Source organism: Synechococcus sp. ROS8604, from assembly GCF_014279655.1.
Classification (GTDB): domain Bacteria; phylum Cyanobacteriota; class Cyanobacteriia; order PCC-6307; family Cyanobiaceae; genus Synechococcus_C.
The window spans coordinates 1709556-1728072 of record NZ_CP047946.1; the positions used below are offsets into that span (position 1 = coordinate 1709556).

General features: G+C 48.1%; 23 protein-coding genes. 19 read left to right on the forward strand and 4 right to left on the reverse strand.

Features of this window, described 5'->3' with window-relative positions; translation table 11 throughout:
• Nucleotides 1-503 precede the first annotated feature (503 nt).
• The 3 genes from SynROS8604_RS09015 to SynROS8604_RS09025 all read left to right on the forward strand — a co-directional run bounded on the left by SynROS8604_RS09015 (nt 504) and on the right by SynROS8604_RS09025 (nt 2616).
• Nucleotides 504-1094, forward strand: coding sequence for a hypothetical protein (locus SynROS8604_RS09015; protein WP_186543735.1), 591 nt, complete (start codon nt 504-506; stop codon nt 1092-1094).
• A complete protein-coding gene (locus tag SynROS8604_RS09020) occupies nt 1094-1453 on the forward strand; it encodes a hypothetical protein (protein WP_186543736.1) in 360 nt (119 codons plus the stop codon). The genes SynROS8604_RS09015 and SynROS8604_RS09020 overlap by 1 nt, the downstream gene beginning before the upstream one ends.
• Before the next feature lie 137 nt (nt 1454-1590).
• Nucleotides 1591-2616 carry a carbamoyl-phosphate synthase gene (locus tag SynROS8604_RS09025; protein ID WP_255444981.1) on the forward strand — a complete coding sequence of 342 codons (1026 nt, stop codon included), beginning with the start codon at nt 1591-1593 and terminating at the stop codon, nt 2614-2616.
• Between the two features lie 256 nt (nt 2617-2872).
• Here SynROS8604_RS09025 and SynROS8604_RS09030 read toward each other — a convergent pair whose 3' ends face one another.
• Entirely contained in the window at nt 2873-3658 is a 786-nt protein-coding gene (locus SynROS8604_RS09030) for a transposase (protein WP_186543737.1), read from the reverse strand.
• A 121-nt stretch (nt 3659-3779) separates the two neighbouring features.
• On the opposite strand from SynROS8604_RS09030, the gene SynROS8604_RS09035 reads away from it, so the two are divergent.
• The 9 genes from SynROS8604_RS09035 (at nt 3780) to SynROS8604_RS09075 (ending at nt 10894) form a co-directional block, all read left to right on the forward strand.
• Entirely contained in the window at nt 3780-4043 is a 264-nt protein-coding gene (locus SynROS8604_RS09035; RefSeq protein WP_186546087.1) for a hypothetical protein, read from the forward strand.
• Between the two features lie 86 nt (nt 4044-4129).
• The gene (locus tag SynROS8604_RS09040; RefSeq protein WP_186543738.1) at nt 4130-5095 is read left to right on the forward strand and encodes a carbamoyl-phosphate synthase; all 966 of its coding nucleotides are present in this window, start codon (nt 4130-4132) and stop codon (nt 5093-5095) included.
• A gap of 370 nt (nt 5096-5465) precedes the next feature.
• Nucleotides 5466-5681, forward strand: a complete 216-nt coding sequence (locus SynROS8604_RS09045; RefSeq protein ID WP_186543739.1) for a hypothetical protein — start codon at nt 5466-5468, stop codon at nt 5679-5681.
• A 95-nt stretch (nt 5682-5776) separates the two neighbouring features.
• Nucleotides 5777-6976, forward strand: coding sequence for an inverse autotransporter beta domain-containing protein (locus tag SynROS8604_RS09050; RefSeq protein WP_255444982.1), 1200 nt, complete (start codon nt 5777-5779; stop codon nt 6974-6976).
• A 165-nt stretch (nt 6977-7141) separates the two neighbouring features.
• A complete protein-coding gene (locus tag SynROS8604_RS09055; protein ID WP_186543740.1) occupies nt 7142-7360 on the forward strand; it encodes a hypothetical protein in 219 nt (72 codons plus the stop codon).
• A gap of 98 nt (nt 7361-7458) precedes the next feature.
• Nucleotides 7459-8472 carry an inverse autotransporter beta domain-containing protein gene (locus tag SynROS8604_RS09060; protein ID WP_255444983.1) on the forward strand — a complete coding sequence of 338 codons (1014 nt, stop codon included), beginning with the start codon at nt 7459-7461 and terminating at the stop codon, nt 8470-8472.
• Between the two features lie 198 nt (nt 8473-8670).
• Nucleotides 8671-8889 carry a hypothetical protein gene (locus SynROS8604_RS09065; protein ID WP_186543741.1) on the forward strand — a complete coding sequence of 73 codons (219 nt, stop codon included), beginning with the start codon at nt 8671-8673 and terminating at the stop codon, nt 8887-8889.
• Nucleotides 8890-8984: 95 nt separating this feature from the next.
• Nucleotides 8985-9899 (forward strand): carbamoyl-phosphate synthase, encoded by a 915-nt coding sequence (locus tag SynROS8604_RS09070; RefSeq protein WP_186543742.1) that lies wholly within the window; start codon nt 8985-8987, stop codon nt 9897-9899.
• A 359-nt stretch (nt 9900-10258) separates the two neighbouring features.
• Nucleotides 10259-10894, forward strand: a complete 636-nt coding sequence (locus SynROS8604_RS09075; RefSeq protein ID WP_186543743.1) for a hypothetical protein — start codon at nt 10259-10261, stop codon at nt 10892-10894.
• A gap of 7 nt (nt 10895-10901) precedes the next feature.
• Here SynROS8604_RS09075 and SynROS8604_RS09080 read toward each other — a convergent pair whose 3' ends face one another.
• Complete coding sequence (locus tag SynROS8604_RS09080) at nt 10902-11321, reverse strand: hypothetical protein (protein WP_186543744.1); 420 nt, start codon at nt 11319-11321, stop codon at nt 10902-10904.
• A 303-nt stretch (nt 11322-11624) separates the two neighbouring features.
• Between SynROS8604_RS09080 and SynROS8604_RS09085 the strand changes: the two genes are divergently transcribed.
• The 3 genes from SynROS8604_RS09085 to SynROS8604_RS09095 are packed head-to-tail and all read left to right on the forward strand — an operon-like array spanning nt 11625 to nt 13614.
• Nucleotides 11625-12473 (forward strand): hypothetical protein, encoded by an 849-nt coding sequence (locus SynROS8604_RS09085; RefSeq protein ID WP_222930090.1) that lies wholly within the window; start codon nt 11625-11627, stop codon nt 12471-12473.
• Entirely contained in the window at nt 12473-13102 is a 630-nt protein-coding gene (locus SynROS8604_RS09090; RefSeq protein WP_186543746.1) for an NUMOD3 domain-containing DNA-binding protein, read from the forward strand. Before SynROS8604_RS09085 ends, SynROS8604_RS09090 begins: the two co-directional genes overlap by 1 nt.
• 2 nt (nt 13103-13104) lie before the next feature.
• Nucleotides 13105-13614, forward strand: coding sequence for a hypothetical protein (locus SynROS8604_RS09095; RefSeq protein ID WP_186543747.1), 510 nt, complete (start codon nt 13105-13107; stop codon nt 13612-13614).
• On the opposite strand, the gene SynROS8604_RS15480 is transcribed toward SynROS8604_RS09095, so the two are convergent.
• Together SynROS8604_RS15480 and SynROS8604_RS09100 are read right to left on the reverse strand one after the other, a co-directional pair.
• Nucleotides 13611-13775 (reverse strand): hypothetical protein, encoded by a 165-nt coding sequence (locus SynROS8604_RS15480; protein ID WP_222930091.1) that lies wholly within the window; start codon nt 13773-13775, stop codon nt 13611-13613. The genes SynROS8604_RS09095 and SynROS8604_RS15480 overlap by 4 nt on opposite strands.
• Nucleotides 13775-14554 (reverse strand): hypothetical protein, encoded by a 780-nt coding sequence (locus SynROS8604_RS09100; protein ID WP_186543748.1) that lies wholly within the window; start codon nt 14552-14554, stop codon nt 13775-13777. Before SynROS8604_RS09100 ends, SynROS8604_RS15480 begins: the two co-directional genes overlap by 1 nt.
• Before the next feature lie 1290 nt (nt 14555-15844).
• On the opposite strand from SynROS8604_RS09100, the gene SynROS8604_RS09105 reads away from it, so the two are divergent.
• The 4 genes from SynROS8604_RS09105 to SynROS8604_RS09120 all read left to right on the forward strand — a co-directional run bounded on the left by SynROS8604_RS09105 (nt 15845) and on the right by SynROS8604_RS09120 (nt 18512).
• Entirely contained in the window at nt 15845-16000 is a 156-nt protein-coding gene (locus tag SynROS8604_RS09105; protein ID WP_186543749.1) for a hypothetical protein, read from the forward strand.
• 256 nt (nt 16001-16256) lie between these two features.
• A complete protein-coding gene (locus tag SynROS8604_RS09110) occupies nt 16257-16505 on the forward strand; it encodes a hypothetical protein (protein WP_186543750.1) in 249 nt (82 codons plus the stop codon).
• Nucleotides 16506-16635: 130 nt separating this feature from the next.
• On the forward strand, nt 16636-17199 hold the full coding sequence (locus SynROS8604_RS09115; RefSeq protein WP_186543751.1) for a hypothetical protein: 564 nt from the start codon (nt 16636-16638) through the stop codon (nt 17197-17199).
• Between the two features lie 587 nt (nt 17200-17786).
• Nucleotides 17787-18512, forward strand: a complete 726-nt coding sequence (locus SynROS8604_RS09120; protein WP_186543752.1) for a hypothetical protein — start codon at nt 17787-17789, stop codon at nt 18510-18512.
• Nucleotides 18513-18517 lie beyond the last annotated feature (5 nt).

The window sequence follows — 18517 nt, forward strand, 5'->3', positions numbered from 1 at the left end:
TGTTGCGGCAGAAAGGAAGACAGAGAATGTTACATGTTACATGTCTTCTCATCTTTTTTTTCTATTAGTAGTTTATCTATGCCACATAAAGTGCTAGAAAAAGGTTTACCAACCACGTGTAACGTGTATAATTCTTGTAATCAATTGCGGCGCAATGGATGTCATGTTACACGTAGGTTTGCATACGTGTAACATTTTCGCCCTCTCCTCTTTGTTTATTACCTCTGCCTTGATTGGACTTAGTTAGTCCCTAGCCATAGATGTGCTTAGTCGGTTTAGTTATATTTAATTTAATCGCATTGGCATTGAACTAAACATCGGCTGTCACTTTCATTAACCGGTGCTTCTAGTTCATGTAAGGCCAATACAACTAAACACGTGGAATGCAAAACCACAATATCTACTAACTAGAAATGACTACACTTACAATTCTTCCTCCTGGCCTCACGTCTGAATTCACTTCAGCATCTACAGAAAAGAAAGCGTTTGATTCACTGGAGTTCTTGCCTAATAAAATTGAGAGCGGCTCCTCAGAAGAGATCCGTCTATTAGGAACATTCTCCACTGGTCACATGCTTGCACCATGGAGGTGTGGGGTCGAAGAAAAACAGCCTGATGGAACCCTGCGTTTTGCAGGCTTTGATTACTCGAATGATTACGAGGGTTTTCCTAACGCAGCACGTATGACTGATTGGGCCAAGCCTGACCGTCCAAAGATCGATGGTGAATTCGTAAAGCCCAAGCGTGCCTTATGTGCCTTGGTTTATTCGTATGCACGTCAGCGCGTTGAGCTTGCTGTGATTGAGCAGCGTTCTCTGCGCGATGGCCTGGTCGAGATTCTCAATGATGAGGACTTCGCTTTTGATAGTGCTGATATTGCCAACTTCGTTCTCAAGATCGGTAAGCAAGGCTCTGGTCTTGAGACCAGCTACAGCATTCTTCCCAAGCCACGCAAGGTCGAGGCAGCTGTTGCCAAAGCCTTTGAAGAAGTCCGTGAGACAGCAATGGTTGCTGACCTCCTTGAAGGACGGCATCCGCTGAACAAGCCCAAGGCTGAGTTCAAGTCTGATGCTTCTGCAGATGGTGAGTTCTGATGTTCTTTGTCCGCTCAGTTTTCTACTGGGCATCTAAGGGATGTCCAGATGCTGTACCTAAGGGGGTGATTGCCATTGACCTTGGTGACACTGTTGATCAAACCAGCAGCATCAAAGAGTTAGGTCTTGAGTTGTGTAGTGCAGCTTTCTTTGACGACACCCCCTGGCAGGTGGGGTGTGAGATGGACGACGTTGACCTAGTCGTTAAGTCAATCCCCCATGAGCAATATGGTGAGATTGGTCAAACGCTCTCGTCGGATCAACTCATTCCTGACTGGCAGTTTCAGTTGCTCAAGCAGCAACCGGGCCTAGTTGTATCGGAGCATTCTTTGGCAGACCTTGAGTGTGAGTGCTGCTGATGATGCGTTCCTGATTACTCCCCCGCCACGATCGGGGTTTTTTATTGCCTGCTGAAGAGCAGCAAAGCTGAAACTGCCTACTGCAGCTCGCAACAGCAGTAAAAGCAAGCCATTCTGCGCTCAATAGATCCTTATCAATGCAGCGTTCACTGCGCCTGTCGTTATCGCTAAGCGGTGTTGCTGCACTGGCACTCTCTAATGGCGCTCTGCTTCCTGCGGCTGCTCAAGAGGCAGGTAGCGCAGAAGACCTCGGGGTGATGGAGATCAACCTTAAGGATGCAGTCAAGTTCAACTGGGGTTTTCAAGGCGCACTACAAGGAGCAGGCACGCCTAACCAAGCAGGTATTGGCGGGTTCTTGCCCCTCGCTGTTGGTGACAACAGCGTCTTCTTTGCTGATGTGCTGCTCAATGCCAACTTTGCTGATTACGGCGGCAATAGCAGCATCATCAATACCGACGTAGCTGGCACCACGATCAGTACCTCAACGCGATTGGGTTATCGCTGGCTGAATAGCGACCGCAGCTGGATGTATGGCGTTAACGGTGGCTATGACAGCCGCCCGATGAATACAGGTGGAACTGATACAGGCGTGAATGTCAGCGGCACAGAGAAGAGTGCTTTCTTCCAGCAGGTGGCAGTTAATGCAGAAGCAGTCTCTGATAGCTGGAACTTCAATGCCTATGCCTTAGTTCCTGTTGGTGATACAGAGCAACAGCTGAATAGCGTTTATCAAGGCGGCTCGCTTGATACCTACGGGCTTGATATTGGTTATTTCATCACTCCAGCCGTTAATGCTTCTGTTGGTTATTACTACCAAAGCGGTGACCTAGGAGAAGCAGATGGTTCCGGCGTACTCGGACGCTTAGCCTATGAAATGACCAGTGGCGTCACAGCAGGAGTCAATATCTCCTACGACGAAGCATTCGATACAAGAGTTTCAGCTGATCTTAAAGTGCGCTTTGGTGGCCCAAGTACAACAGCAGCGACGAAGAAAAAGTGGGAGAATCCAACAATTAATGCGTTAACAGCATCACCCAAGAGCAGGGATGTGAGGGTGCACGATATCTTAGTCTACAGGAGAGAACTTCAGTGTGGTATTGACGGCAACTGCATTTTTGTTCCTACTGACAGATTTATTAAGGCAAATCCAACTGAAATTTAAATTTGACTGAAATTTAAACTGTGAGGGACGATTGATTGACCCTAACCCCCAAAGCCCCTGCAATTGCTGGGGCTTTTTATTTCTTTATTAGCTCTAATAACCGTCCATATCGCCCTTCAATACCTGGCACGATCAGAGTCCTAAAGGAGCTTGCATCGTGAGTTCAGTATTCAATAATTCATATAAAAAAATCAGGCAATATAAGCTCACTGTCTTTATTTGTTGCCTCTAAGGATATGTTCATATTTTCTTTAAATCACCACAGCTTGAGGATTTGATCACCATCACGGATGCCATTTGCTCTTCTGAATCTCACCGCAACTTGATGCCAGCCTTCTGGAATCTGATTGAGTCTGATGTCAAAAGCAAAGGGTAATTTCTGTTGTCCTGGTGAGACCCGGTTCTTCCTGCTTTGACTGCTTCTGCCTTTTTCAACTAATCGTTTCAGCATTCTTGAGCCCCAATGGCACCTAGAGCCGCCTTTGCTTTTGTGCCGGTAGTGCTGGCAGAACCGTGCATATCGCCTGGAACAACCCTTCAGGCTTGATGCCAGTTGCAGAAAGCTTGGGTGCCACTCACTGATGCCATCACACGCCAATCTTCCGTAATGCCCGTAATTGGAATAGGGGTCATAAAACCCTTTTCTTATTCCTGCTGCCTTTGGATTGGCGTGGATATAACGCAATGTATTCAGCACTCGCCTGTGGTCTGTTGGAGCAATTGCAGTGGCGTAATACCTCGCCTCCCAAAAATGCCCGCAACGACCAGAAAGGCGGTTTAGTGCCATGGCTGAATACCAGCCAAACCAATGCATCAGCTTTGGCAATTCATTTGCATCATCATGACGCAGAAGCAGATGCAGGTGATTAGCCATCAGGCACACCGCATACAAGCGATGAGGCACCTTCTGCTTTGCTTTTGCGAGCACTGCTAACAGCACATCCCGTCTCAACCCCTTGGCAATCAAAAACTGACGGCTATTGCATCTGAGCGTGATGTGAAATGAATGTCCTGGAGGAAGCCGACGAGATGATCGACCCATTGAATCAACAACCAGATGGTGAATTATCGCTATCGATCTCCCGACTGAATATTCACTAGCCTCACCACGAGCGGGGTTTTTTATTCGTACGGGGAATGCTTCAAGCAGTTGCCCTCAACCAATGCCCCTCGACACACAGATGACGCTGGCTCTGCTGCAGGAGCTGCTGATGGCACTCAGGGCTAATGACGCTGATGGGTACAAGTCTTGGCTAGCCCTTGGCATTGAAGAGCTTGGAAGGGATGTAGCTGCTGAGGTCGAATCGGATTGGATGGTGCCGTTGTTGGTGCTGTATCTCAGCTGGACAAGCTGTGTGGTTTATCTGCTTCGCGTAGATAAGGCTGATGGCTTGGACGCTTGGCGTGAGCTTTTAATCCGTTTGTGAGCGCAGGGCAGCAAAGCTGAAACTGCCTACTGCAGCTCGCAACAGCAGTAAAAGCAAGCCATTCTGCGCTCAATAGATCCTTATCAATGCAGCGTTCACTGCGCCTGTCGTTATCGCTAAGCGGTGTTGCTGCACTGGCACTCTCTAATGGCGCTCTGCTTCCTGCGGCTGCTCAAGAGGCAGGTAGCGCAGAAGACCTCGGGGTGATGGAGATCAACCTTAAGGATGCAGTCAAGTTCAACTGGGGTTTTCAAGGCGCACTACAAGGAGCAGGCACGCCTAACCAAGCAGGTATTGGCGGGTTCTTGCCCCTCGCTGTTGGTGACAACAGCGTCTTCTTTGCTGATGTGCTGCTCAATGCCAACTTTGCTGATTACGGCGGCAATAGCAGCATCATCAATACCGACGTAGCTGGCACCACGATCAGTACCTCAACGCGATTGGGTTATCGCTGGCTGAATAGCGACCGCAGCTGGATGTATGGCGTTAACGGTGGCTATGACAGCCGCCCGATGAATACAGGTGGAACTGATACAGGCGTGAATGTCAGCGGCACAGAGAAGAGTGCTTTCTTCCAGCAGGTGGCAGTTAATGCAGAAGCAGTCTCTGATAGCTGGAACTTCAATGCCTATGCCTTAGTTCCTGTTGGTGATACAGAGCAACAGCTGAATAGCGTTTATCAAGGCGGCTCGCTTGATACCTACGGGCTTGATATTGGTTATTTCATCACTCCAGCCGTTAATGCTTCTGTTGGTTATTACTACCAAAGCGGTGACCTAGGAGAAGCAGATGGTTCCGGCGTACTCGGACGCTTAGCCTATGAAATGACCAGTGGCGTCACAGCAGGAGTCAATATCTCCTACGACGAAGCATTCGATACAAGAGTTTCAGCTGATCTTAAAGTGCGCTTTGGTGGCCCAAGTACAACAGCAGCGACGAAGAAAAAGTGGGAGAATCCAACAATTAATGCGTTAACAGCATCACCCAAGAACAGGGATGTTCGGGTGCACGACACGAAGTGTTATCCGGGTGCAGTGGATGTGTGTATTTGAATAATGAATTGGATAATGGAGATTCAGTCCGGGAGCGAGTGACACGTGTACTAACTGCACCTCACCGTAAGTTAATGTATTTTAACTGTATTTGTAACATTTTGTTAACATTTGTACTATAGGAGCCGCGAAGGAATATCCAAAGAAGGTGGTCAAGAACTGTGCAAGGCAAAGCCGCAATGAAAAATTGAAGAAAGAAATTAGAGGCTAACTCCCAAAGCTCTTGCAATTGCAAGGGCTTTTTATTTCTTTAATCACTGCCTAATCACGCCTAAATGACATCCGATACCTAGCGCTGATTAATACTTAGACCCATGACGAGCGGGTTTTTATTGCAGCGGGGAATGCTTTATCCAGTTGCCCACAACCAATGACCCTCGACACTCAGATGACTCTTACCCTGCTGCAAGAGCTGATGGCACTCAGGGCTAATGACGCTGATGGGTACAAGTCCTGGCTTGCCCTTGGCATTGAAGAGCTTGGAAGGGATGTAGCTGGTGAGGTCGAGTCCGACTGGATGGTGCCTTTGTTGGTGGAAGAGGAGAGGGACAGGCTGATTGGTTGGCAGCTGGGCGTGAGCCTCTAGTCCTTTTCAGAGCAAATCAGCAAAGCTGAAACTGCCTACTGCAGCGTGCGGCAGCAGCACAAGCAAGGCATCGTTGCCTTATCTATCAGCTCCCCATGCTGCGTCGTATCTCCCTAGGGCTTTTGGCTTCTGCCATTTCCATTGCTTCTCTGCCTGCCATTGCTCAAGAAGATGGCAGTGCTGATGACCTTGGGGTGATGAGCATCAGCCTTAAGGATGTCGTCAAGCCAACTCTTGGGTTTCAAGGTGCATTGCAAGGAGCAGGAACACCGAATCAGGCAGGCATTGGTGGGTTCTTGCCCCTCTCTGTTGGAGACAACAGCGTTTGGTTTCTTGATGTCCTCGCCAACGCTAATTTCGCTGATTACGAGAACAACAGCAGCATTATCAACACCGATGTTGCTGGCACCACGATCAGCACCTCATCAAGGCTTGGTTATCGCTGGCTAAACGGAGACCGCAGCTGGATGTACGGGCTGAATGCTGGTTATGACAGCCGCCCGATGAATACAGGTGGAACTGATACCGGCATCAATGTCAGCGGCACAGAGGAGAGTGCGTTCTTCCAGCAGGTGGCAGTCAATGCAGAAGCAGTTTCCAATGATTGGAACTTCAACGCTTATGCCTTAATTCCTATAGGTGATACGGAGCAAGATCTCAACTTCTTTTACCAAGGCGGTGCACTTAACACCTACGGGCTTGATGTTGGTTATTTCATCACTCCAGAGCTGAATGCTTCTGTTGGTTACTACTACCAAAGCGGTGATCTAGGCACAGCTGATGGGTCTGGTGTGCTCGGAAGAGTTGCCTGCGAAATCAGCAGTGGCTTAACAGCAGGAGTGAACGTCTCATACGACGAAGCATTTGAGACCAGAGTTTCAGCTGATCTAAAAGTTCGTTTTGGTGGTGCAGCTACAACAGCACAACGCAAAGAAGTTCAGAATCAACCTGTCATATCTGCATTAACATCATCGCCAGGCAATAGGGACGTGAGGGTGCATGACGTGATAGACGCCAATGGTTGTCAAGGCCCGGATGCCGTAAATGCGGCGCGAGTTCTTGTTGCGATTGCTTGTGACGGCATTTCTATAAATGTTATGGACAAAGCGACCGGCAAGGTTGAAACTTTTGAGCCACGGATCGACAAAGACGGCAAAAAATTACTTCTTACCATAGACGCGGAAGGAAGGAGTAAGTGCGAACGGTTGCGAAGGACGGGGTTTTGCAATATTGATGCGAAGTCTGATGATGGACGTCCTTTTATGATTCCGCAGGGAGGAGATTTGATTAAATAACGATATCCACCAAGCTCCTGACATAACAGGAGCTTTTTGTTTCTTTATTCGCTCTAATAACCGCCCATATCTTTCTTCGATGCTTGGCACTAAATAATGCTTTATCCCGCCACAGTCTGGGTTTTCATGGCAGCGGGGAATGCTTTAAGCAGTTACCCCAAACAAATGACCCTCGACACTCAGATGACGCTGGCTCTGCTGCAAGAGCTACTGATGGCACTCAGGGCTAATGACGCTGATGGCTACAAGTCTTGGCTGGCACTCGGCATTGAACAGCTTGGAAGGGATGTAGCTGCTGAAGTCGAGTCGGACTGGATGGTGCCCCTGTTGGTGGAAGAGGAAAGAGACAGGCTTATGGCTTGGCAGCTGGGTGTGAGCCTCTAGTCCCTTTGTGAGAGCAGAACAGCAAAGCTGAAACTGCCTACTGCAGCTGGCAGCAGCAGCACAAGCAAAGCATCGTTACTGCATCTATTGAACGCCCCATGCTGCGTCGTCTCTCCCTAGGGCTGCTGGCTTCTGCCATCTCTGTTGCTGCCCTACCTGCCATTGCGCAAGAGAAGGGCAGTGCTGATGACCTCGGGGTGATGAGCATCAGCCTCAAGGATGTGGTCAAGCCCACCATTGGTTTTCAAGGGGCACTTCAAGGCGCTGGAACACCGAACCAAGCAGGTATTGGCGGGTTCTTGCCTCTCTCTGTTGGCGACAACAGCGTCTGGTTTCTTGATGTCCTCGCTAACGCCAACTTCGCCGATTACGAAAACAACAGCAGCATCATCAATACCGATGTGGCTGGTACCACGATCAGCACCTCTTCACGGCTTGGGTACCGCTGGCTGAATGGAGATCGCAGCTGGATGTATGGGCTGAATGCTGGTTATGACAGTCGCCCGATGGCTACAGGCGATGCCGATACAGGGGTATCCGTCACAGATAAGAGCAGTGTGTTTTTCCAGCAGCTTGCTGTGAATGCAGAAGCAATCTCAGATAGCTGGAATTTCAATGCCTATGCCTTAGTGCCTGTCGGTGAGAAAGAAGCTCAACTCAACAGCGTTTATCAAGGCGGTTCACTCAACACCTACGGGCTTGATGTGGGTTACTTCATCACTCCAGTGGTGAATGCGTCTGTTGGTTACTACTACCAAAATGGTGACCTAGGAACAGCTGATGGTTCTGGTGTGCTCGGAAGAGTTGCCTATGAAGTCAGCAGTGGCTTAACAGCAGGGGTCAATCTCTCCTACGACGAAGCATTTGATACAAGAGTTTCAGCTGATCTAAAAGTTCGTTTTGGTGGTCCGAGTACAACATTGCAGCGCAAAGATGTTCAAGAACATCCTGTCATCAATGCCTTAACATCAACACCAAGCAACCGGGATGTGAGGGTGCACGACGACTGGACTAGGATTGGGACCGAAGATCCTTGTGAGGCTTCACAGTTGCTTGGCTTGTCTGTTGAGCGTCGGGATAAACTCATAGCTTATTGTGAGAGTTTCACCTAGTGAGGGCTTTATTTGAGGGCATTAAATCAGCAGACCCTAACCCCCAAAGCTCCTGCCATTACAGGGGCTTTTTATTTCTTCAACCAACACCATAAACCCTGAAATCAGTCTTTGATACCTGGCAATAATTAATACTTAGCCAAGCAACAAGCGGAGTTTTTAATGCAGGGGAATGCTTTAAGCAGTTACCTCTAACCAATGTCCCTCGACACTCAAATGACGCTGGCTCTGCTTCAGGAGCTACTGATGGCACTAAGGGCTAATGACGCTGATGGCTATAAGTCTTGGCTTGCCCTTGGCATTGAAGAGCTTGGAAGGGATGTAGCTGGTGAGGTCGAGTCCGACTGGATGGTGCCTCTATTGGTTGAAGAGGAGAGGGACAGGCTGATTGGTTGGCAGCTGGGCGTGAGCCTCTAGTCCTTTTCAGAGCAAATCAGCAAAGCTGAAACTGCCTACTGCAGCTGCCAGCAGCAGTAAAGGCAAGGCATCGTTACGGCATCTACTAACGCCCCATGCTGCGTCGTCTCTCCTTGGGGCTTTTGGCTTCTGCCATTTCCATTGCTTCTCTGCCTGCCATTGCGCAAGAAGACGGCAGTGCTGATGATCTTGGTGTGATGAGCATCAGCCTTAAGGATGTGGTCAAACCCACCATTGGGTTTCAAGGCGCACTGCAGGGTGCTGGAACACCGAATCAAGCAGGCATTGGCGGGTTCTTGCCACTGTCTGTTGGCGATAACAGTGTGTTCTTTGCTGATGTGCTGCTCAATGCCAACTTTGCTGATTACGGCAATGACAGCAGCATCATCAACACCACTGTTGCTGGCACCACGATCAGCACCTCATCACGGCTTGGCTACCGCTGGTTGAATAGCGATCGCAGCTGGATGTACGGGCTCAATGCTGGTTATGACAGCCGCCCGATGGCTACAGGCGATGCCGATACAGGGGTATTCGTCACAGACAAGAGCAGCGTCTTTTTCCAGCAAGTTGCTTTCAATGCAGAAGCAGTTTCCAACAGCTGGACATTGAACGGCTATGGACTGATCCCTGTGGGTGATGTCGAGCAGAAGCTCAATAGCGTTTATCCAGGTGGCGCGATGAACACCTACGGATTGGATGCTGGATATTTCATTACTCCAGTCTTGAAAGCATCAGCTGGTTATTACTACCAACACCGTAATCAAGAAGAAGTTGATGGTTCTGGTGTGCGTGGACGCTTGGCTTATGAAATGACCAGTGGAGTCACAGCAGGAGTCAATATCTCCTACGACGAAGCATTTGATACAAGAGTTTCAGCAGACCTTAAAGTTCGCTTTGGTGGTGCGAAAACAACTGAAAAACGAAAAGAAGTACAACAACAACCTGTCATCAATGCCTTAACATCAACACCAAGCAACCGAGATGTGAGGGTGCACGATTGTCTGTAGCCAACGCTCAGAGAAGGTTTGATAGAAAGGTCAGAAGAGGGAGATGGGAGAGTGTAGTGCTTTCTTTGAGAGGAGGTTGATTGAGATGTAGTGGCAGCTTGTCACTCAACGCCCCTGCGACCACAGGGGCTTTTTATTTCTTCAACCAACACCATAAACCCTTAAATCAGCCTTTAATAACTGGCATTGATTAATGCTTGGTCCACCACGAGAGATGTTCGCAAGCAATAATTATGATTGCAGTAGCATTAAGAAGAACAAAAGTTCTTAGCGATACAAGTTATCGCCTACAGCAATGCAATCCAATCCCTTCGCAATCACCATTGATGGTGAGCAGTATCCTTCTGTAAGTAAAATTTTTGCAGTCTGACCCTAAACGTAAGACGTATTACAAATCAGTTGGAGCAAGACGTAAACAGGCATTCAAAGACGGTGATGCTGCAGCTACCGGGAGACACCGAGGCGATTCTTTACATGCTGCATTCGCTCAATACATAACAACAGGTGAGTGTGATGTATCTCCTGTCTATATGGAGTTCTGGAATCATCTCTACCAATTCATTATTCCCTTCAATATCAAACCTGTATGGGCTGAGGCTCCATTGCTTCCTGAGCATCAGCACTTCACTAACGGTGATACCAGCTGCATTTGGAGCAAGAAAGGAAAGTGGCTAGGTAAGCCAGACCTGATTGCAAACTTTGAGGGTGTGAATGCTGTGATCGAAATTAAAACCAGCAACCATCCATACACTAAGTCCTTTGACCGGAGACAGTTCCTTAAGTACGGCGGGTTCTATTCATACGCCTACGCATCTATGCAGACAGCTGCTTACTCACAGTGCTGGAAGGAATGCACTGGAGAAACTATTGACGCTGGAATTGTCATCAACGTGATGCGTGACGGTCTTCAGATGTTTGTTGTTGAACATCCTGAGATGCAGTTGCGGCTAAAGAACTTCAGGAAGCTTGCCAAGGACTATCACGCTGCTCATTAGTCAGTATTTATTTTTTCCCAAAATATGCGCGGTGCATCGCCATCCCTTCATTCGTTGCCTTAAGTGCATCGCCTGCCATACGTAGGCGGTCGTACTGATTGTTCAGCTCTGATGCCGACATCTGGTCGTAATCCATAACGTCAACAGCTGGTGTTGCTGGTGGTGCAGTAGGCAATGCACCTGATGGGCTGCCACTACTATTGCTGTTGATCAGAGAGCGACCGTCAGTTACGTCACTGTCGCTGCGAATTGGATTGTCTTCGGAGCCGTGCATGAGGAGGATTTCATATGGATTCCCATCATCACCAGTAATGGAATATTGACTAGTGATTCCACCACCCCCGTCGTTGAAGGTAGTCAGCAAGTTGCCACCATCAATTGTCACAGCGGTCCCGGCTGGAGTGCCGTAATCGATGCCGTCATGCATGCGTTGACCTCCGTTAATTGGGTCTTCTCGCATTCCATAAGGACTGGCTACTCCATACCTATCAGTAAGCAACTCGCCACCAACTCTCATCCTATTTGTGAAACGGTTTGGATTTACGAACCCACCGGCGTTGACATCCCAGACCCTGAAGTCAAGATGATCTCCCGTTGTGCGAGATCCTGTATTTCCGGTATAAAAAGTTGCCATGACAGTATTGTTAACAAATCTCTTCCTTAATTATATCTAGGCCCACATTATTTGAATCTTTTAGTTAATATAGTAATAAGCCATTCGTATAATCATATGCCTAATGAAAACAAACCACAACTAACAATTGATGCCGTCAAACACTGCGTTAATGCAAACATGACGCAGGCTGATATCCTACAAAAATATGGCGTAAGAATACACGCACTACGCAAATTACTAGAAGCCAACAATACTTCAATGCGGAAGCTTAAGCCGCCACTTATGCAGACCCTGCTTGATAACTTTGACCAATGGAAATCAGACGGAAAAAATCACGCTGAGGTGGCTGATCTCATTGGAGTATCTCGGCAAACCCTTTATGCGATGTTGTTCAAGAAAGGTTTGAGCTTCTCTAACAGGACGAACACTAAGTATGCAGAAGACCCGGAAATGCAAGCACGAGCTGATGATGTTGGTCATCATATTCTTACTAAAGGTGGTTCTGTATCAGGCGCAGCAAAGTTACTGGGGTACCCCGAGCACGAGCAAGCCATTCGAGTAATTCTTAAAGCGCGAGATATTGATTTGGAACTTCACTACTTCGCACATCGAAGGTTCTCTAACTGGCTGACATTGCCTGTTGCAAGACAGCAGCATCCGAGCGGGAATCATTCGATGGACAAAATTCGGTGCAAGTGCTTGCGGTGTGGGGCTGAAGCGTGGGTCCGTTATTCCAATTTGCTTGGAGAGAAAAGTAAGTGCTGTAAATCCTGCGCTAAGTCCCCAAGCATCAAAGTTCGTTGCGAGGAAACACAAGAAGAGTTCCGCTCAATGATGAGTGCTATCAAGCATTTCAATATCAGAGCAGCATATTCAAACGTAAATTATCATCTAAAGAAAAACGGTCGCTATAGCGTTAGCGAGGGTGTGACTTTGGTGCGTGTTGTTAAGGAGGTGAAGTGATGACTGGCCGTAACTATTACGTTTATATCTACTATTCAGAAGAATGGATTCCTTACTATGTGGGTAAGGGTGCTGGCAGACGATGTTTCGAGCGTCGCGAAATTCCTATCCCTGACAAAGAACATATTTCTCGCTTTTACTTTTTTACTGAGCAGGAGGCGTTTGACACAGAGGTTCAGCTGATCGCACACTTCAGACGCATTTGTGATGGGGGGACGCTTTTGAATAAAACTATCGGCGGGGCAGGTCCCTCAGGCTGTGCGCGTTCAAAGGAAACACGAGCCAAGATTCGAGCTGCGCGTATAGGAAGAAAAGTCACAGAAGAGACACGAGCCAAGATGCGTGGACGAAAACACACAGAAGAAACACGAGCCAAACTTCGTGGACGAAAATTCACAGAAGAAACACGAGCCAAGATGCGTGAATCCCATACCAGAACTATTCCAGTCTGGTTTATATCTCCGCAGCAGGATATTCATGAAGTTCGGAGTGTCACTCAATTTGCACGAGATAATGATCTTCTTCCTCAATGCTTAAATAGAGTTTCTTCGGGTCATAGGTCCCATCACAAGGGCTGGACGCTGCACCCATCTTCGCCACATCTAAAATGTAAACAGCAGGAGCAATAATTATGCAACGTAACGACCCCTCATCCTTATCGTTTGGCGCTCGCTTAAAATCCGTTGAAGAAGCAGCGATCAATAGCAAACGCAAATTAGAGGCACTTGAGAAAACAGCTCTCGACCCTGAGCAAAAGAAAGACGCCAATGAGCGCCGACGTTTGAAGCGTAAGGAGACAGCACGCGCTTCAGGATTGCTCACTTCTGCAGAGGCATCTCTTGCTGACCTTGAGAGCATTAACCAGGATCTTTTACCGCTTGCTCAACGCGACCTAGTGCAGCAAGACATTGTTGCAAGGAAGTTTGCAGATGCAGCACCTTCGCCTATCAAGTTCACACCTGAGGCCCAGTTGCGTATCCGAAACTTCCAACAGTCAGCGGGCGGCAAAAATCACGCGGAGATATTTTCTAGGAATAACCAGGCACCAACACAGCAACAGAAAAAGAACTCTGCAGCGTATGACTACTACGAACGCAAGCGTATTACTGAGCAGCAACGCTCACGCAGATTTGGCAACTAGCTCTCGCGTAGCCCATCTGAATTCAAGTTATCTAAAGCATCGATAACTTCTAGAGTGTCTTTGGATGGTGCAGCCGCAGAAGGAAGCACCGTCCGCTTGAACAAGGCACCATCGTGGAGTACGTGTTTGCCATCAGCGGTGACGATCTGTTTTTTATTCATCAGCTTCGTCCTCGTGGGTAGCGCATCATTGGCTCACGTCCTTCGAGGAACTCCCCATAGACATTGCCATTAATGAGTGGCCCCATGCCGCGCATTCCTTGCTGGGCTTCAAGCTGTTGGCCGTATTGTTCGCCGTGAATCACAGGCCCATAAGCCGTATTACTGGTAGGCATCTCAGTGACTGCTGCCGGGTTTCTTGAGGAGTTGCTCTGCGCTTCAGCTGGAGTTCCAACGGGATTAGGGTTCGTATATAGCGCGTTGAAATCTGTTTCTGAGATTCGATTTGCGGAATAATCACGCACTGCTTTGTCGGAGACTTCTTTGAATCCGTCATCTGTATTGCCGTAGTAACGACCTCCTGCCCTGACCACTCCCAAGGCCCTATCTCTCTCCCTCAATCCGAGCAAACTGTTCTCAGAATCAAGGAATGCATAACGGCCACGTGTGCCAGCAGACATGGTGCTTTCGCCACGCATACTCTCTACATCTCGGAGTGCGTCACGTAGACGATCGCTGCTTATTCCAGAAGCCGCATCTGTATTGCTATTAACCGCTGAAAGATTGGTTGCGTAAGTTGCTCCGTCAGCGATTGGACCTACTCCTCTAGTCCCGTTAGTCGCCTCAAGCATCTGTCCATAAGCTCCTCCCTCAACAACAGGACCAATGCCAGATGTTTGCTGCTGCTGCTGTGGCTTAGGTCGTGAGTATCCAGGTTTGTAGTCAGAGTACGAACCAAGACCTAAGCGTTCGTAAAGGTCATCAACGTCTTGCATTCCCATAATTGGGGCACTGCCACCACCAGGACTTGTTGAGGTCCCTCTACTGCCATCTGGTTTAGGGACATCTCTTGTCGGTGAACTAAGAGGAGATGGATTATCTGCCCTGTCACCAGTACTTGGATTAATTGAATACCCATTCGGTGCAGGTTTGCCGGTCTGAGGATTCAGTGCTCTACCTGATGCTCTGTCGTAAGTCACCCCAGATACGGTGTATGTGTTCTCAGCAGGTGATAGCGGCAGCGTGTTTGTGTTAGTCGGTTCAGCCGTACTATTTGAGCCTTCAACTAGGACAGGCACACCATCCAGCCCAATTGTGTATTGCGGAGCAGTGCGTCTTGCCTGATTTCTCCGCACAGTCTGAGGGCGATAGGTGCTATCTGTTCCGTAATAATACGGGCTATTCCTGTCAGTATTACCGTTCGACATGATTGATCACAGCTTGCTTCTTATATGTTTTTATTGTAGCTAAATATCACTTGCTATCTCTAGCTTGTTATACAAAAACTCTCAGGGGCGGCGTTTTTTGCGTTGGAAATTTTTGCCATAGTCGCTGTAAAAGTTCAAAAAATATTTCGTGGCTATATGCGGCATCGACTTTCTGCTGAGCCGCTGTGGAGAAAAATCGCCATAGGGCCTATAAATTGAAACAAAATTTCTGACACGTCTAATATACTCACTACCCCTAAGCTCCCCCAAACAAAAAAATAAGGGGATATACACAACAGCCACTAAGTATCAACGCAAGATATAACTTCAGTTATATATTCAGTAATCAATTGATAACTGAAGCTTATCATTCGCTCTGACTTTAATGTTTAACTTCTGTTCTGCATTTGCTTTGCTTAAGTTAAATACTTTTGCTAATCGCAAGTTAAGCAGAAGTCTAAACAAGCAGAACAGCCAACTGCGCTTCGCTTCGCTCGCTCTGTAACAGCCATTGAACGAACAAGCAGCGAGCAGGAACAAGCAGGACTGTTTTCTATGCAGCATTCAATCTATTGATTGCAGATGTTACTGAAGTATTGCTCAGTCATTTCTTGTAGGACTTATCAGCTAACTCTCAGTAAGAAGATGCTTGACACAAGTCAGTTGCTGTGGTGATGATGGTTGCAACGTCAATGACGCAGAGCTGCAGCGCAGTAGCTTTGTTGAGACAATCAAACTTCCGTGGATTGCGTTCAACCCCACGAGAGCCGCTGTAATTGGTGGCCAGTAAGTAGAGAGTAAGGACCACACACCAATCAGCAAGAGCTGAGGTGCGAGTGGCATATTCACTTACAGCTTTAACTAATGACACGCGCAACCCATTCTGCCTACCGCACTTTTGTAGCTGGGGATAGCCGTCGTATGACCATCGGCAGCATGACTCTGCAAGCACAGACTGCTGATGTTGCTCACTATGTTCGCCGTCGCAGGACCAGTGGTGGACTGGGCTTGGCAGCCTAAACATTCATAGGTGTGTAGCCCCTATCAATACTTTATGCGCCACTAATCGCGGTAGTATTTAGTAACAATTAAGGGCAGAATAGTCACAACTAGAACACACCTAGTCCCTTATTCTGCGCTATGATTAATACATAGAGAGAGTTATACAACCTTTTGGTTATAACTAACTCTAAACAACAACAGAACAGCCAGCCGGGTTACCCCGGCAATTTGCAAATCGCCCAACAAAAGGCAAACAACTACCGAGTAAAATCTAATGACAACAACAGCTATTGCACCAGCTACATTCAATACTGCTGACTTGACAGAAGCACAGCTTCAGCAGTTACAGGGCTTCATTGAAACTAAGCAGTTCTGGAACTGTGTTTCTGACTTCGTTCAGCAAGGGCTTCACGATTTCGCACAGACTTTGAGCAGCGATGAAGATGCCGTGTTTGATATCCAAGATCAGTTGGAAGAGCTTGTCAGCTTTGACGGTGTTCGCATTGAAGGACTGAAGAACTAACAGCCATAACTTGGCCGGGTAACCCCGGCTATTTGACGCAGTGGTCTATGGGTTTAAGAGAGCGAGGATTGCCAGGGCTCACACTTATAGACCAGCCAATACTTTCACATTTACTTTTAGGAGAACACTAATGCCTTTACAGAAGAATAAGAACGGACGCTTTGAGTTCGTGCCAGCTACCAGTGGACAACCAGGACTAGAAGGTATTGCTTTTTCCGGTTGGCTTGCTCCAGACTTAAACCTTGATGGGGACAGTATGTTCCTTGATGGTGCAGCTGAGCTAAGTATTTCCGGCACAGTATTTGCTGGTGTCTATGCAGGACTGATGAAGTTCCTAGAGCTGGAACCATTAGTCAAGGTCGGCGCACTGAAGAGACGGCAACAGCTGTCTGAGGTAAAAACCGCCGCCTTTGAATACACCAGAGACAAAGCGATATGGATTATCTGTATCGCTTGTATCGTCGCCTTCCTTCCAGGACTAGCCCCAGTATTTGGAGTGCTCGGTTTCCTTGGAGCCAGCACGATGAGCATTCGTTTGGTCCGCCAGTTCTTTGCCTCTATGAACGAGGAAGAGTTGCAGAAGCTGCGTGATGCCGCCGCTGCTGCTGGTGTTGAGCTGAATGTTCCAGCACCCGTCACTACTACTGCTACGACTGGCGATGTAGATGACGAACCTCTTCCTACGTTCGCTTAATTACTCTTGCAAACTATTAACTAAATCTAAAGATAGCCTCTCTATTCAATAGCGGGGCTTAACTAATCCTTAACCTTTGTTATTACTATGACTAAACCACTCATTCAATCGTTGCTATGGACAGCTGCAATCGTGCACGTTCTTGGCCAACGCTATGTTCTTCCGTATCTTACTGCTGTATTTCAGCAGCTCTACGTAGATATCACAGGTGAAGAGCATACTCAGCTTGTAGTAGCTCCAGTTGTTGTGACTGCTAAACCTACTCCTGTTAAAGCCACACCAGCAAGGGCTACAAAATCTAGGACCAGAAAACGCGCCGCCGCTGTTACTCCTGTGGCTGTTGCCTGATTATGCATAGTCTTCAGATTATTCCACCCCAGCTCAAGTCATATACTCCCGAACGTTATTACAGAGACATTGAATACAGAACGCTGATAGACCTTGAGCACATTGGTGAAAGGCACGAACGTCTTATGTATCTATTTGGAAGGCGCTCTGAACTATAATAGACACAGACATGTTATACAAAAATACGGAGATAACTAATGCCGATATTTGGATTCTTACCAGGTGCCTCTGAGCAGGACATGATTGATCGAGAGGTTGCTGATCTCAACCCCACACGCACAGGTTCTGCTGATAGGACAGGTTCGTGGAATTGGCAAGATGACTTTGGCGCTTGGCTCGCTGGCACCAACCGTGACCGGGTAATCCAAGGAGCAGCTGATAAGGAGAACAAGAGACTTCAACAGCTCTACTCAGGCCAGGCTCAGACCAACAGTGAAACCTTGGGGCCTCTGGCTCCTCGGTATACAGGTAATACCGAAGGACTGACTGTTCAAGAGATCGACGCTCGCATTGCTCAAGACAGGCTTCGTGGTGAAACGTTCGTAGCTGCTTCAGCTAATCCAAATTTTCGCGGCTCTACTCTTGATCCCAACTCAGGTGTTGGCGCTATTACCGCTGCCGTATCTGCAGGTAATCAAGACAAGGAAGACAAGGACAAAGCTGAGAGGAACGCAGAAACTCGTCGCCAAGAAGGACGTCAGGAAGGAGCAGAGCGCAGGCAATCTCAGCGTGAACTTGGTATCGAATCCCGTGCCAGAGATCAACGCAATCACGAGTTGTCTTTAAGCAGGCTCGACTCTCGTGAAGCACGGCTCCGTGCAGCAGAGTCAGACCAGTTAACACTCCAACTGGAATACGCCCGGCTTGGACAGCGTGATCGTGAACGTCGGGCTGACCGTAAGGACAAGGCAATGATGATGCTTCTCCAGGGGCTCGGTAACCTCGGCGCTGGCTTCACTATCTAAAGCAG